Source organism: Planctomonas psychrotolerans (assembly GCF_008642235.1).
GTDB classification, from domain to species: Bacteria; Actinomycetota; Actinomycetes; order Actinomycetales; family Microbacteriaceae; genus Planctomonas; species Planctomonas psychrotolerans.
This window is the reverse complement of record NZ_SJEV01000001.1, coordinates 538,324-552,678: the sequence shown is the minus strand read 5'-3', so window position 1 is coordinate 552,678 and position 14,355 is coordinate 538,324. Positions and strand designations below refer to the sequence as shown.

The 14,355-nt window shown below is 71.7% G+C and carries 10 protein-coding genes; 8 read left to right on the top strand and 2 right to left on the bottom strand.

The window, feature by feature from the left end:
• Position 1: 1 nt before the first annotated feature.
• Entirely contained in the window at positions 2–1,123 is a 1,122-nt protein-coding gene (locus EY822_RS02395) for a D-alanine--D-alanine ligase family protein (protein WP_150306812.1), read from the top strand.
• Between the two features lie 462 nt (positions 1,124–1,585).
• On the opposite strand, the gene EY822_RS02390 is transcribed toward EY822_RS02395, so the two are convergent.
• Entirely contained in the window at positions 1,586–2,116 is a 531-nt protein-coding gene (locus tag EY822_RS02390) for a DUF3515 family protein (protein ID WP_150306811.1), read from the bottom strand.
• Between the two features lie 23 nt (positions 2,117–2,139).
• On the opposite strand from EY822_RS02390, the gene EY822_RS02385 reads away from it, so the two are divergent.
• Positions 2,140–3,210: a thiamine-phosphate kinase gene (locus EY822_RS02385; RefSeq protein ID WP_150306810.1), complete on the top strand. Its 1,071-nt coding sequence runs from the start codon at positions 2,140–2,142 to the stop codon at positions 3,208–3,210.
• 64 nt (positions 3,211–3,274) lie between these two features.
• Here the strand turns inward: EY822_RS02385 and rsmD are convergent, their stop codons facing one another.
• Positions 3,275–3,865 carry a 16S rRNA (guanine(966)-N(2))-methyltransferase RsmD gene (rsmD, locus tag EY822_RS02380; protein ID WP_150306809.1) on the bottom strand — a complete coding sequence of 197 codons (591 nt, stop codon included), beginning with the start codon at positions 3,863–3,865 and terminating at the stop codon, positions 3,275–3,277.
• 272 nt (positions 3,866–4,137) lie between these two features.
• On the opposite strand from rsmD, the gene EY822_RS02375 reads away from it, so the two are divergent.
• The 6 genes from EY822_RS02375 to EY822_RS02350 all read left to right on the top strand — a co-directional run bounded on the left by EY822_RS02375 (position 4,138) and on the right by EY822_RS02350 (position 14,350).
• On the top strand, positions 4,138–5,850 hold the full coding sequence (locus EY822_RS02375; RefSeq protein ID WP_227496959.1) for an acyl-CoA dehydrogenase family protein: 1,713 nt from the start codon (positions 4,138–4,140) through the stop codon (positions 5,848–5,850).
• A 137-nt stretch (positions 5,851–5,987) separates the two neighbouring features.
• Entirely contained in the window at positions 5,988–7,031 is a 1,044-nt protein-coding gene (locus EY822_RS02370; RefSeq protein WP_150308721.1) for an AAA family ATPase, read from the top strand.
• Between the two features lie 8 nt (positions 7,032–7,039).
• The gene (locus EY822_RS02365; RefSeq protein ID WP_150306807.1) at positions 7,040–8,344 is read left to right on the top strand and encodes a DUF58 domain-containing protein; all 1,305 of its coding nucleotides are present in this window, start codon (positions 7,040–7,042) and stop codon (positions 8,342–8,344) included.
• Positions 8,341–10,662, top strand: a complete 2,322-nt coding sequence (locus EY822_RS02360; RefSeq protein ID WP_150306806.1) for a transglutaminase family protein — start codon at positions 8,341–8,343, stop codon at positions 10,660–10,662. Before EY822_RS02365 ends, EY822_RS02360 begins: the two co-directional genes overlap by 4 nt.
• A 51-nt stretch (positions 10,663–10,713) precedes the next feature.
• Complete coding sequence (locus EY822_RS02355; RefSeq protein ID WP_150306805.1) at positions 10,714–12,003, top strand: DUF58 domain-containing protein; 1,290 nt, start codon at positions 10,714–10,716, stop codon at positions 12,001–12,003.
• Positions 11,990–14,350: a transglutaminase family protein gene (locus EY822_RS02350; protein WP_150306804.1), complete on the top strand. Its 2,361-nt coding sequence runs from the start codon at positions 11,990–11,992 to the stop codon at positions 14,348–14,350. Before EY822_RS02355 ends, EY822_RS02350 begins: the two co-directional genes overlap by 14 nt.
• Positions 14,351–14,355: the final 5 nt, after the last annotated feature.

The following is a 14,355-nucleotide window of genomic DNA, read 5'->3' as shown; positions in this document are numbered from 1 at the left end:
CATGTCAGAAAAGATCACCGTTGCGCTGCTGTTCGGCGGACCGTCGAGCGAGCACTCGATCAGCTGCGCCACCGCGGGAGGGGTGCTGGGCGCCATCGACCGTGAGCGCTACTCGGTGATCCCGATCGGCATCACCCGCGACGGCGCATTCACCCTGCAGGAGGACGACCCGCAGCGCTTCGCTCTCGACGCCATCGACCTGCCCAACGTCGTCGACAACGGCACCCGCATCGTGTGGCCCGACAGCACGGCGACGCGCGAGCTCGCGGTGACGGATGCTGACGGCACCCGCCGCTCGCTCGGCGACATCGACGTGGTCTTCCCCATCCTGCACGGCCCCTTCGGCGAGGACGGCACGGTGCAGGGGAAGCTCGAGCTGCTGGGCCTGCCCTACGTGGGGTCGGGTGTGCTGGCTTCCGCCCTCGGCATGGACAAGCACTTCACCAAGACGGTACTGGCCGCCGCGGGTATCTCGGTCGCGCCGTGGACCACCGTGCTCGACCGCGAGTGGCAGGACGACCCGGAGGCGGTGCGCACCCGCGCGGCGGCCCTCGGCTCGCCGGTGTTCGTGAAGCCCGCCCGTGCCGGATCGAGCGTGGGCGTGAGCAAGGTCTCGCGCCCGGACGAGCTGGATGACGCCATGCGCATCGCGTTCGCCGAAGACGACAAGGTGCTCATCGAGGGCGCGATGGTCGGCCGCGAGGTGGAGTGCGCCGTGCTGGGCGGACGGCCCGGGGAGGCGCCACGCGCATCCGTCGCCGGCGAGATCGTGGTGTCGGGGCGCGAGTTCTACGACTTCGACGCGAAGTACCTGGATGCGCCCGGCATCGACCTCGTCTGTCCCGCGGATATCTCTGCGGCCGAGCTCGCCGAGATGCAGGAGCTCTCGGTGCGCGCGTTCGAAGCCATCGACGCGCAGGGTCTCGCCCGCGTGGATTTCTTCCTCACTGCCGACGGCTTCGTGATCAACGAGGTGAACACGATGCCGGGGTTCACGCCGATCTCGATGTTCCCCAAGTGCTGGGAAGCGTCGGGCCTCAGCTACCCGGCTTTGCTCGACGAGCTCATCGATGTGGCGCTGAAGCGGGCGAAGCCCCGCCGCGTCCCGGTCCCCGCCGCCTGACCCCGGTCCTTGAGCCTGTCGAAGGGCGGTCCCTGAGCCTGTCGAAGGGCGGTCCCTGAGCCTGTCGAAGGGCGGTCCCTGAGCCTGTCGAAGGGACGCTTCCCTCGCCTCGGGCGATGGTCTCGTCTCGTAGCCGTGTCCGCGGCGGGCGGCGCCGCAGGGCTCCGCCCATAGATGCCCACCGACCCCCGAGCCCTCCGGCGCCGCCCTCCGCTCGGTTCCGAGCGTTGGCACGCGTCGAGCGATCCACGGGTCTGTTCTCCATGGTCCCTGAGCCTGTCGAAGGGCGGTCCCTGAGCCTGTCGAAGGGACGGGAGGCGCGGGAACGTCGCTTCGACACGCTCAGCGACCGTATCCACCGACGCGTCCCCACGGTCCCTTTGCCTGTCGAAGGGACGCCGCCCACGGTCCCTGAGCCCGTCGAAGGGACGAGACGGACAAGCAGCGCCGACGCCGCAACCCCTAGGGTGCGGGAGTCTCCGACGGCGCGACGATCTCGGGGTCGGTGCAGCCGCCGGTGGGGTCGATCGTGCCCACCGCATCCGTCAACCCGATCAGCACCGAGGAGGCGGACACCCCGCTGCCCGGCGTCTCGTCGACGAACACCTCGACCGCCGGCACACGGCCGTAGGTGGTGTACGTGTTGAGCGGGGTGCGGGAGGCGTCCTGCACCCAGTCGATGCCGTCGATGCCGAAGCAGCGGTCGGTGGTGGGCCCCGGCGGCGTCACGCCGCACCGCAGCAGAGCCTTCGCGGGGTCGCCCCACGCTGCGGTCGCCTGCGCGTCGGTCTCCCGGATGGCGAGGTCGGCCACCTCAACGGGCAGACGCACGATCACCGCGGCGCAGTCCGGATCGGTGGCGTCCTCGGCGGCCTCCATCGGCACCGCGGAGGTGCACGCCGACAGCAGCGTGACGCCGCACAGTGCACCGAACAGCGGCAGGAGACGGGACTTTCCGGCCCGCGTTCGAGCGGAACGGCGGGGAGGCTTCATCCCTTTCAGGCTACCGTGGACGCGTGACCTCGAAGAACACGCTCGGCACGGTGGGCGAGCGTGCCGCCCTCGCGCGCATCTTCCCGCGACTGCCCGCCGCGACCACCACGCTGGTGGGCCCGGGCGACGACGCCGCCGTTCTCGCGGCCCCCGACGGACGCTTCGTGGTGACCACCGACATGATGATCCACGGGCCGGACTTCCGCCTCGCGTGGTCGACGGCACACGACCTCGGCGTGAAGGCGGCCGCGTCGAACCTGGCCGACGTCGCCGCGATGGGGGCGGTGCCCACATCGCTCGTGGTGGCGCTCGCCGTGCCGCGCAGCACGTCCGTCGAGTGGCTCGAGCAGTTCGCCGACGGCCTGCGCGACGGTGTGACCGCCCTCGCCGACGGATGCGGAGTGGTGGGCGGTGATCTGTCCGTGTCCGACACCCTCACCATCGTCGTCACCGCGTTCGGCGACCTGCAGGGCCGCGCGCCCGTGCTCCGATCCGGCGCGCGGACGGGCGACGTCGTCGCGGTGGCCGGGGCGCTCGGGATGGCCGGCGCGGGAATCCGCCTGCTGTTCACCGAGGCCGTGACGTCGGGAGACGGAAGCACGCCGCCCGAGCCGAGTGCCGACCTCGGCCGCGCGCTCCGACGCCGCTACCCGGCCGTGCTCGACGCGCAGCTGGCGCCGACGCCGCCCATTCACCGCGGACCCGAGGCGGCGGATGCGGGTGCGACCGCCATGCTCGACGTCTCCGACGGTCTCCTGCTCGATGCGTCCCGCATCGCCGAGGCGAGCGCAGTGGGCATCGACCTCTCGTCGGCGGCTCTGGACGATGACGTGCGCGCCGTGGCCGCCGCCCACCCGTCACTCGCCGACTTTGCGCGAGGACTGGTCTACGCCGGCGGCGAGGACCACGCTCTGCTCGCGACGTTCCCGGCTTCGGGGGCGCTGCCCGACGGGTTCCGCCGCATCGGCGTCGTCGTCCCCGCGGCCGCGGGCGGGCCCGCGGGTGCCGGAAGCGCGGTCACCGTCGATGGCGCACCGTACGACTCGCCGGGCGGGTGGGACCCCTACCGCGACTGGAACGGCTCCACCGGCTGACGCCCATCCCTCGCCGTCGACGTGACTGGTGTCAGGCGGGCGCGGGTCAGGCGGGCGGCGCGGGTCAGGAGGACGAGGCGTCGGGGGGTGATGCGGCGGAAGCCCACCAGAGCGAGGTGTCGCCGTAGTCCTTGCGACGATCGAGGGTGAGGGTGTCGGGCCACGACGGTTCCGGCGAGCGGACTCCGCGCTCCACCAGCACGATGCCGCCCGGAGACATCAGCCGGCCGAGCGCCTCGAGGTTGTGCAGGAGTTCCATCTCGCCGAGGTCGTAGGGCGGGTCGAGGAACACGACGTCGAAGCCGCCCACCGCGCCGCCGAGGAACGCCTGCACCGGTGCGGAGGTCACGGTCACCCGCGGTCGACGGGCGGCGGGGGCCGCCCGAGTCACCACGGCGGCGTTCGACCGGCATGCGGTCGCTGCGTGTGGAGAGCGGTCGACGAGCGTGACGGATGCCGCGCCGCGGCTCGCGGCCTCCAGGCCGAGCGCGCCGGACCCCGCGTACAGGTCGAGGACCTCCGCGCCGACCAGGGCATCCCGCGCCTCGAGCGCCGAGAAGATCGCTTCGCGCACGCGGTCGCTCGTGGGCCGTGTACCGGAGCGCGGCACCCGGAGCGGCAGAGAACCGGCGAAGCCGGCGATGATCCTTGTCACCATCCCGAGCTTAATCGCCCGCCGCCTGAGCGATTGATCCCCCACCGGGGCGCCGAGTGTGGGATTTAGCGCTCACTGCCGGGACCGAGTGTGGGATCAAGCGCTCACTGCCGGGACGACGGACGCACCCGTCGACGGGACCGGCCGCCCCCTGCGTCCGCAAACCCCCGCGCGCCGAAACCGACAGGCGGATTCGGTGCCCCCGACGGGCGGATCGGAGGATTCCTACAACGCATTGGGGACGGAACCGCAGTCCTCGAACAATGTTGAGCATGGCACGAGTCGATCGGGCGCAGCAGCCCTCCTTCACCAAGAATCTTTTCCTCGGATCCGTCTCATCCGACCTCGTCATGCCGTTCCGGCTCTTCGAGGGTGAGGAGAAGCGCAGAGTGGAGGCGCTCGCCTGCACGGCACGCGACTACCTCGAGAACGAGTACGACCCGGCACGTGCCGAGGCCGAACGCTGGGTCGGGGACGACACCATCCGCGATCTCGGCGAACGCGGACTCCTCGGCCTGTTCGTCGATACGAAGTACGGCGGCCAGGGCCTCAGCCAGAGCGGGTACTGCCGGGTCATGGAGGAGTTCGGCCGCGCGGACGGCGGGCTCGCCGTGGTGATGGGCGTGCACCAATCCATCGGCACCAAGCCGATCTACCTCTACGGCACCGACGAGCAGAAGGCGCGCTGGCTGCCCGATCTCGCCTCCGGGCGCAAGCTCGCCGCGTTCGTGCTCACCGAGCCGAACGTGGGATCCGATGCCTACAACCTGGAGACCTGGGCCGAGCGCCAGAGCGACGGCAGCTGGCTGCTCAATGGCGAGAAGCGCTGGATCGGCAACGGCGACAAGGACGTGCTCACGGTCTTCGCCCGCAGCGACCTCGGGCACGTGGCCCTCGTGGTCGAGAAGGGCGCCGACGGGCTCTCCACCGGCCCGCGGTTCGACACCCTCGGTCTCCGCGCCAACAGCCTGCAGCGAGTGCACTTCCGCAACGTGCGGGTGCCCGCGGAGAACCTCCTCGGCGAACCGGGGGACGGCTTCCGCATCGCCATGAACACGCTCAACAACGGGCGGATGTCGATGGGCACTTCGATCGCGGGCGGCATGAAGCGGTTCCTCGAGCTGGGCCTCGAGCATGCGACGAAGCGGCACCAGTTCGGACGGGCGCTCATCGACTTCGAGCTGGTCGAGGACAAGATGGCGTGGCTGCAGACCCAGATCTACGGACTCGAGTCGATGTCCTACCTCACCACCGGTCTCGTCGACCGCGGCGACAGCGACTTCTCGCTCGAGTCGGCGATGACGAAAATCGTCGCGAGCGACGTGGGCTGGTACGGACTCAACCGGTCGTTCCAGGTGCACGGCGGGGAGGCGTACATGTCCGATCATCCGCTCTCCAAGGCACTCCGCGACTTCCGCATCTTCCCGATCTTCGAGGGCTCGAACGACGTGATGCGGGCGTTCGTGGCGCTGAACGGTCTCAAAGGGCTCTCCGAGGACCTGCCCGACGTGAAGAGCCTCAGCATCAGCGACCCGGCGAAGTCGATCGGTGTCCTGGCGCCGTATCTCGCCGGACGGGTGAACCGGGCGATGCGGCCCGAGCGCCTCGTCGGAGCGCATCCCGCCCTCGTGCGGCAGAGCGCCGCTGTCGCGGACCAGACTGCACGACTGCGCGGCGCGGCCGAGACCGCACTGCGCAAGTACGGCAAGCGGGTGCAGGAGAAGCAGTTGCTGCAGAAGCGGCTCACCACCGTCGCGTCGGGCATTTACGCCCAGACCGCCGTCATCTCCCGCGCCTCGGCGGTGTTCACCCGCGACGGTGCCACCGCGTCGGCCGCGGAGCGCACCGTCGCCATCAACTTCTGCAAGAGTTCGGCACGGGAGGTGGGGCGCGCCCTCCGAGCACTCGAGATCAACGACGACGTGCACACCCGTTCGATCGGGGAGTCGGTGCGCCGGGCGGGCCGCTACGACTTCACCCTGTGAGCCCCGATATCCAGCCCGGGACAACGTCGGATGCGTGACGTAGGATCAGGGAACCCCACCCCCTGGAGACGCGCGTGAACAACTCATCGACCGAGGCTGAGACCGTTTCCGACGCGCGGGGCACGGGCGAGGCGGACATGTCGCTGGCGGACGTGCGGGTGCTCGCCGACCGCATCCTCGCCAATGTCGAGTCCGTCATCACCGGGAAGCACGACGCGGCCGCGATGGCGCTCACGGTGCTGCTCGCGGAGGGTCACCTGCTGATCGAGGACGTGCCCGGCGTCGGCAAGACGATGCTGGCGAAGGCCCTCGCGAAGTCGGTGCACTGCACGGTGAACCGCATCCAGTTCACGCCCGACCTGCTGCCGTCCGACGTGACCGGCGTGTCGATCTACAACCAGGTGGAGCGACGGTTCGAGTTCCAGCCCGGGGCCGTGTTCGCCAACATCGTCATCGGCGACGAGATCAACCGTGCCAGCCCGAAGACCCAGTCCGCGCTGCTCGAGTGCATGGAGGAGCACCAGGTCTCCGTCGACGGCGTGACGCATCTGCTCGCGTCACCTTTCACCGTCGTCGCCACGCAGAACCCGGTCGAGATGGAGGGCACCTACGCGCTGCCGGAGGCGCAGCGCGACCGCTTCATGGCGCGCATCTCCATGGGCTATCCCGATGCCGCATCCGAACTCGACATGCTGCACTCCCGCGACCTGTCGAGCCCGCTCGATGCGATCGACGCGGTGGCGACCGGTGCGGAGCTCGTGGCCATGATGGCCGCCGCGCGCACGGTGTTCGTCTCCTGGCCCGTCAAGCAGTACGCCGTGTCCATCGTGCAGGCCACCCGGCACCACCCCGAGCTCCGGCTCGGGGCCAGTCCCCGAGCCACCCTGCATCTCGTGCGCGCGGCGAAGGCCCGTGCCGCGCTCGAGGGGCGGGAGTTCGTGCTACCCGACGATATCGACGCCCTGGTGATCCCGGTGCTCGGACACCGTCTCGTGCCCACGAGCCGCGCGCTCGGATCCCGTGGCCAGGGTGCCGCCGCGGCGTCCGACATCCTCGAGCGCATCGTGCGCTCCACCCCCGTTCCACTCGGCGGAGCGACGACCGGTGCCGACCCGGCGGCGAACGGGAATGGTCGCCCGGCTCGCGCGAGATCCGCCACCGGCGCCGGCGTGACCGGCTGACCGAAGCCATGTCCTCCCGGGGGCGCCTGATCCGCACCGACGCGATTCCGAGGCTCACCCTGCGCGGCGCAGCCTTCACGGTGCTGGCGGTGCTCTCCATCACCTTCAGTTACGCCCTCGATCGCATCGAACTGCTCTACCTCGGTTGCTTCCTCGCCCTCTTCCCGGCCCTCAGTGCACTCCTGCTGCTCGTCACCCCGCCGAAGCTCAGCGTCGTCCGACGATTCGTGCCCGACCTGGTGGAGGTCGACGGCACCGTTCGCGTCACCCTCGCCCTGCACAACTCGGGCGCGCGGCTTCCCCCGGAGTCCACCTGGTCGGACGCGCTGCCGGATGCGGTCGGCACCGCCTCCACCGGGCACCTGTCCGCAGGAACCGTCGCGACCGGCGCCGCCGAGCGGACGACCGTGCACTATTCGCTGTGCCCGCCCCGCCGCGGCATCTTCGACATCGGCCCTCTCTCGGTGGTGAGTCGCGATCCATTCGGCCTCGTCGCCCGCACCGCGACGGCACCCGGCACGACCTCTCTCACCGTTACCCCGAGCGTCACGCGGCTGCCGGACATGCCGTTCGGCACCGCACTGAGCGACGGGTCGGCGACGCAGCTCCCGCGATCGGGCTCGCTCGGTGATGACGACCTGATCACCCGTGAATACCGCCCAGGTGACGCGAAACGGCGCGTGCACTGGCGAGCCACCGCCCGGCACGGGGAGCTGATGGTGCGGCAGGAGGAGCCGCGCAGCAACCCGGAGGCGGTGGTGCTGATCGACACCCGGCCGCGGAGCTACCCCGACGCCCGCGGCATCGCCCTGTTCGACGACGGACTCGCGCTCGCCGATGACTTCGAACGGGCGGTCGCTCTGGGCGCATCCGTCGCGCTGCACCTCCAGCGCACCGGGTACGGCGTCGATGTGCTGCACACGACCTCGGGTCGGCGATCCCGCCTGCGTCCGCACGATGCGGCCGGGGACGGCGGCGCCGGCGCATTCCTCACGCGTCTCGCCGCGCTCGACGCTTCCGCCCGCACCCGGGACATCGACTTCGCGGTGCGGCTGACGGGGGAGTTGCGCCGCTTCGGAACGACTCCGCTGTTCGCGGTGCTCGGTTCGGTGACGCCGGAGGATGCGGCCAGGCTCGCCGCCCTCCGCGCCCTCGCCGAACCGGCCGTCGCCTTCGTCGTCACGAACGACACGGGGGGCGATGACCTCGTCCCGTTGCGGGATGCGGGCTGGCTGTGCGTGCGGGTGGGCACGATGGACGACCTGAACCGGGCGTGGTCGACCATCGGCGAGAGGGTCGAGGCTTCCGAATGAGCGCGACCGTCCGGATGGCGTGGCCCGTGGCGCTCCGCGAGCGTCCGCGCGGAGCACCGGTGCCATGGCGCCTGTCCGGTGCGGTCGCGCTCTGCGTGCTGGCGTCACTGCTCGCCCTCGCGCCGGTGATACGTCCGGGCGCGTGGATGATCGTCAACGGCGCCGTCGTCGTCGCCGTGCTCGGAATCCTCGCCGTGCTGCGCCGGCGGGGCGTCGCCGGTCCGGTCGCCTTCGCCGGTGCGGGCTTCACGGGCGGTGCGGTGCTGGTGCTCGCCTACGCCGGGGACGGTATGGCCCTCGGCCTCATCCCCACCGGGGACACGGTCGCGCTCATCGACGCTCTCGTGACCGAGGGGATCGGTGCGATCCGCAGTGGATCCGCACCGGTCGACGCCCCGGCCGGACTGTCGCTTCTGCTCGGCGTGGGGGCGGTGCTGCTCGCGCTCCTCCTGCACGCCGTCGCCATCTCCGCCCGGATGCCCGCATTGGCCGGGATCCCGCTGCTGATCGTGATCGCGCTGCCGAGCGTGCTCGTGCCCGACGGCTTCTCCGTGCCCGCTTTCGCACTCGGTGCCGGGGTGTTCACGCTGCTGCTGCGGGTGGGCTCCCTCCCCGCAACCGCTGCACCGGCCCGCGTGCGGAGCGGCACACGCGCCCTCGCGGTCGGCGCGGCCACGGTCACCGGGGCCGTACTTCTCCCGCCCCTCCTGCCCCCGTCGTCCTTCGTGCTTGCCGGGCCCTATGGTTCGGGCGGCGTCGGCGCGGCGCCCGCGGGCACGATCGCCGCGAATCCCATCGTCGCTCTCGGTGACGACCTGCGGCAACCCGCGGCGCAACCGGCGCTCAGCTACACCACCACCGACACCGACCCGGGCTACCTGCGGATGGCGGTGCTCACCGACTTCGACCCGAGCACCTGGGTGCCGAGCGCGTTCCGGCTCAACCGGTCCCGCACCGTGGACGAGATCGCCAAGCCGCCGGGGCTCACGTCGGCGATCGACACCGCGCAAACCGTCACGGACATCGAGATCACCGGTGCATACAGTCGATGGTTGCCGGCACCGTACCCGGCCCGCTCGATCACCGGGCTACAGGGCGACTGGTTCTGGGAGCCCGACGCGCTCGCCGTCCGAGCCACCGACAGCACCACCCGCGGTCAGCGCTACCGGGTGGAGGGCATCGACGTGCGGCCCACACGGGAGGACCTCGTCTCGGCCGGACCGGTCGACGGCTCGGCCTTCCTGCCGGAGCTCCGCGTTCCCGAGGGCCAGGTCCCCGCCGTCGTCTCGGACACGGCCCGCGAGGTCACCGCGGGGCTCACCTCCGACTACGACCGTGCCGTCGCCCTGCAGAACTTCCTGCGCAGCGAGCGCTTCGTGTATTCGGAGTCGGCCCCCTTGGACGGCGGCTACGACGGCAGCGGGCCGGAGATCATCGCGCGCTTCCTCACCGAGCGGAGCGGATACTGCGTGCACTTCGCATCGGCGATGGCGCTGATGGCACGCGCGGTGGGCATCCCCGCCCGAATCGGAGTGGGATACACCGCCGGTGATCCGGTTCGCGGGGCCCTCGGCAGGGCCGCCGAGGAGGAGGGTGCATCGGCGTGGGAGGTCGACACCCGGGACGCGCATGCCTGGCCGGAGTTGTACTTCGACCGGGTCGGCTGGGTGCCGTTCGAGCCCACTCCCGGCCGGGGACGCCTGCCCGCTTACGCCGCCCCGGTCGTCACCGCCTCCCCGCAGAGACCCGCCGAGCCCGCCCCCGACGCGTCCGCCCCGGCCGCGGTGCCGCAGGAGTTGGCGGAGGAGGCCGCCGCCGTTCCCGGCACCGAGGGGGGCAACGCCCCGGGCGGTGCACCGATCGGCATCCTCGCCCTCATGGTGGTCGCGCTGGTGCTCGCACCGGCGATGGTCAGGATCGTTCGGCGCGGTTCGCGACTCGACCGGCTTCGCGCAGGGCGCGGCACGGCGACGGATGCCTGGCGCGAGTTGTCCGACGCGGCGCTCGACTACCGTGTCGCCGTGCCGGCCACGGACACCCCGCGCGAGTTCGGCGACCGGGTCGCCGCGGGGCTCGGGCCCGGCGGGAGCGACGCGGTCGCCCGCTTGCGAACCGCGTTCGAGCGGGAGAGCTTCGCCCGTCCGGTGGGGGACGAGCCGCTGCCCCTTCCGGCCGAGCAGGGAGCCGCGCTCGCCGACGCCTGTCGCACGGTACTCGCGAACCTCGATGCGGCCGCGCCCGCGGCGGACCGCGCTCGAGCGCGCCTCCTGCCGCTCTCGCTGCTGTCCTCCCGGAAGCGCTTCAGCCATGCGACCTAAACTCCTTCGCATGACCTGCATCCCGCGCGCCGCGAATCGCGGGGTGCCGTCATGAAACGACTCCTCCGTCGCGTGCGGAACGCCCGCGTTCCGCGGCCCACCCTGCGGGGGCTCGGGCTGGTCGCCGCGGCGATCGCCGCCCTCGCGGTCGCGTACGCGACGGGTCGGCGGGAACTCCTGTTCGTGTCGATGCTGCTTCTCGCCCTGCCGCTCCTCGCGGCCGCCTACGTGCTGGTGGGTCGCGCCCGACTCGGTGTCACCCGCATCTTCGACTCGGCGATCGTGGAGGCCGGACGGCCCGCCGCCGTGCGGGTGACGGTGCAGAACAGGGCGGCACTCGCCGCGACGCCCCTCGTCTGGCGCGATGTGCTCCCGAGCGGTGCCACCCCGGCCGGGCTTCTGCCCGCCCTCGAGGGGGGACTGTTCGCCCCCGACCGCGTCGGCGGCCAAAGGATGGTCCGGTACACCCTCACGCCAGGCCGGCGCGGCGTGTATCCGATCGGCCCGCTCCTGATCGACGAGCAGGATCCGCTCCGGCTGTGCTCGATGCGTCACGCGGTAGGGGGATCGGACGACCTCGTCGTGACCCCTCGGATCACCTCCCTTCCGCAGGGAAAGCTGCGGCACGCCCTCACCGACGGGACGTCGCATCGCGTGGATCACCGCTCGAGCGCCGGTGAGGACGACCTGATCACCCGCGAGTACCAGCTCGGCGATCCGCTCCGCCGGGTGCACTGGCGGGCGACCGCCCGCCACGGCGAGCTGATGGTGCGGCAGGAGGAGCAGCGCAGCAATCCTGAGGCGATGGTGCTGCTCGACTCCGACTCGCGCCACTACCCGGGCGCGGATGCCCGGAGCAGCGATGCGTTCGAGCGCGCGGTCGAACTGGCCGCGTCCGTGGCCCTCCACCTCCGAGCCGCCGGATGCGGGGTGCAGGTCATCGAGACGGCGCGCCCCACCGCGAGCTACCTGCACGCGCGGGACTCCGCGAGCGGAGACGGAGAGAGGGCGCTGCTGGTGCGACTGGCCGAGATCGACCTGCGAGACGCCCGGGGCGAGCGCGACTTCGCCACCCGAGCATCGGCCGAGCTTCACCGCAGCGGCTCTTCGGTTCCGCTGATCGCGGTGTTCGGTGCGCTCGACGCGGGTGAGACGGCCTCGGTCGCCGCGCTGCGACGCTGGTGCGAACCCGCCATCGCGTTCCTCGCCCACGATTCCGGCGGAACGGCGCGTGCCCTGACCGCGGCCGGCTGGTTGTGCGTCGACCTCGACCGCACCCCGGACCTCGCTGCGGCATGGGCCGCGATCGATGCATCGGCGGTGACCCATGACCGCGTATGAGTTCCCGGCGTTCGCGGCACCCCGGGTCGGTTCGCGCAGGCCCCGAGGCGTGCCGGGGTCGTGGCGCATCATTCTTCCCCTCCTGCTCGGGCTCGCCATCGGCAGTGCCACCCTGCACTCGGTGCTGCAACCGGGCGCCTGGTGGCCGCTGTCGTTGATCGTGGTCGCCCTCGTGCTCGGCGCCGCCGCCGCGACGCGCTGGTTCGGTGCACCCCGGATCGTCGGCACCGGCGTCGGCGCCGCCGCCGGTTTCGGGGCGATGACGCTGATCTTCGGCCAGTCCACCGCCTTTCTCGGCGTCGTCCCGACCCTCGAGACTTTGCGCCTGTTCGGACGCGTGGTGCAACAGGGTGCGCAGCAGGTGTACACGCAGGCGCCGCCCGCCGACCCGGTTCCCGAACTGGTCTTCCTCGTGGTGGGCGGGATGGCGGTCGTGGCGGTGCTGCAGGACTTCCTGGCCTTCGTGCTCCGCGTTCCCGCGCTCTGCGGAGTGGTGTTCCTCACTCTCCTGGCCATCCCGGGCGGGGTGGTCATCGGCGAGTTCAACGTCATCGCCTTCGTCCTGCTGGCTGCGGTGTACGTGTGGCTCCTGCGGGGCGACGTGCGGCTGCGGGAGCTCGCCGAGTCCGCTCCTCTCCCTGATGCCGGGGGAGCTGTCGGCGGCCCGGGATCCGGTCGGGTGTCGGCGGGACTCGGCCTCCGGGCGGCGTCGCTGGGCGCGGCCGCGATCGTCGTGTCGCTCGTGCTGCCGAACGTGGTGCCCGCGTTCACGGAGACGGGATTCACCAGTGCTGCCGGGGTCGGTGGCGGAGCCCTCAGCAGCGGCCGGGTCAATCCGATGTTGAGCCTCGGTGACGATCTGCGGCGGCCGGGCAACATCGACGCCCTGTCCTACACGACCGACGCCGAGGAGTCGCTCTACTTCAAGCTCACGACCCTGTCCCGCTTCACCGGGCGCACGTGGGCGCCATCACGACCGGATTACGACCCCGCCAACTCGATCGACGCCATCGGCCCCGCCCCGGGGGTGACCGATCCCGCCTCCGGCACGGAGGTCACGGTCGACGTGCAGGTGCAGGGGTCGAACACGCGGTGGTTGCCGGCGCCGTACCCGGCCGCATCCGTCTCGGGCCTCGCCGGGAATTGGTACTGGGAGCCCGACGGGCTCACCATCGCCACCACCAACTCGTCCACGCGGGGCCAGGACTACCAGATCGTCAGCAGGCTGCCCGCACCGTCCCGTGAGCAGCTCGCCGCCGCACCGCGAGCCCTCACCCCCTACCTCGAGGAGAATCTGGAACTGCCCGACCTCCTCCCCGAGGTGATCTCCGCCACCGCGCGGGAGGTCACCGCGGCGTCCGGCAACGATTACGAACGCGCCCTCGCCCTGCAGGACTTCCTGCGATCGAACGAGTTCCGCTACTCCGAGCAGGCGCCCGTGGATGACGGATACGACGGCAACGGCATGGGCGTGATCGCGCGCTTCCTCGACGAACGCGCGGGGTACTGTGTGCACTTCTCCTCCGCCATGGCGGTTATGGCTCGCACCCTGGGGATCCCCGCCCGCATCGCCGTCGGGTACCTGCCGGGGACCCGCACCGGCACCGAGGATGGCCGCACGGTGTATCAGGTGGGCACGCAGGATCTGCACTCCTGGCCGGAGCTCTACTTCGAGGGCGCCGGCTGGCTGAAGTTCGAGCCGACCCCCGGCCGGGGCAGCCTCGCGGAGTACGCCTCACCCGCACCCGTGGAGGAAACGCCGGACACTCCCGCGCCGGAGGCGTCCGCCGCGGAACCCGTCGCCCCCACCCCGGCCCCCGTCGCCGAGGCGCCCGAGGCGGGCGGCAGCGCCGGTGTCGAGGTGGAGGATGCTGCGGGCAAGTCGCTGGCCGTGGGGGTCGGCATTGCCGTCCTCGCCCTGCTCTTCCTGCCGGCACTGGCGCGGGCCGTCCGGCGGGCCGGGCGGCGTCGCGCGCTGCTCGGGGGACGCGGATCCGCCGCCCTGGCCTGGCGGGAGGTGCAGGACACCGCCCGCGACCTCGGGATTCCGGTGCGCTCCACCGACACCCCGCGCGCGTTCGCGGACCAAATCGGTACCCTGCCGGGCATCGGATCCGACACGCGTGCGTCGCTCGACGCGCTCCGATCCGCCTTCGAGCGGGAGAGCTTCGCTCCGTCGTTCGGGTCCGACCACGGGCCCGCGCTCGCGGGCTGGGTGGGTGACGTCACCACGGATCTCACCGCTGGTGCGTCGCCCGGAGCGCGGGTTCGCGCGACGCTCGCTCCCGCCTCCCTGCTCGCGGGAAGGCCGAGTCGTGGCCTCTCCCGTGTCGCTCGCGCCGCCTAAAATCG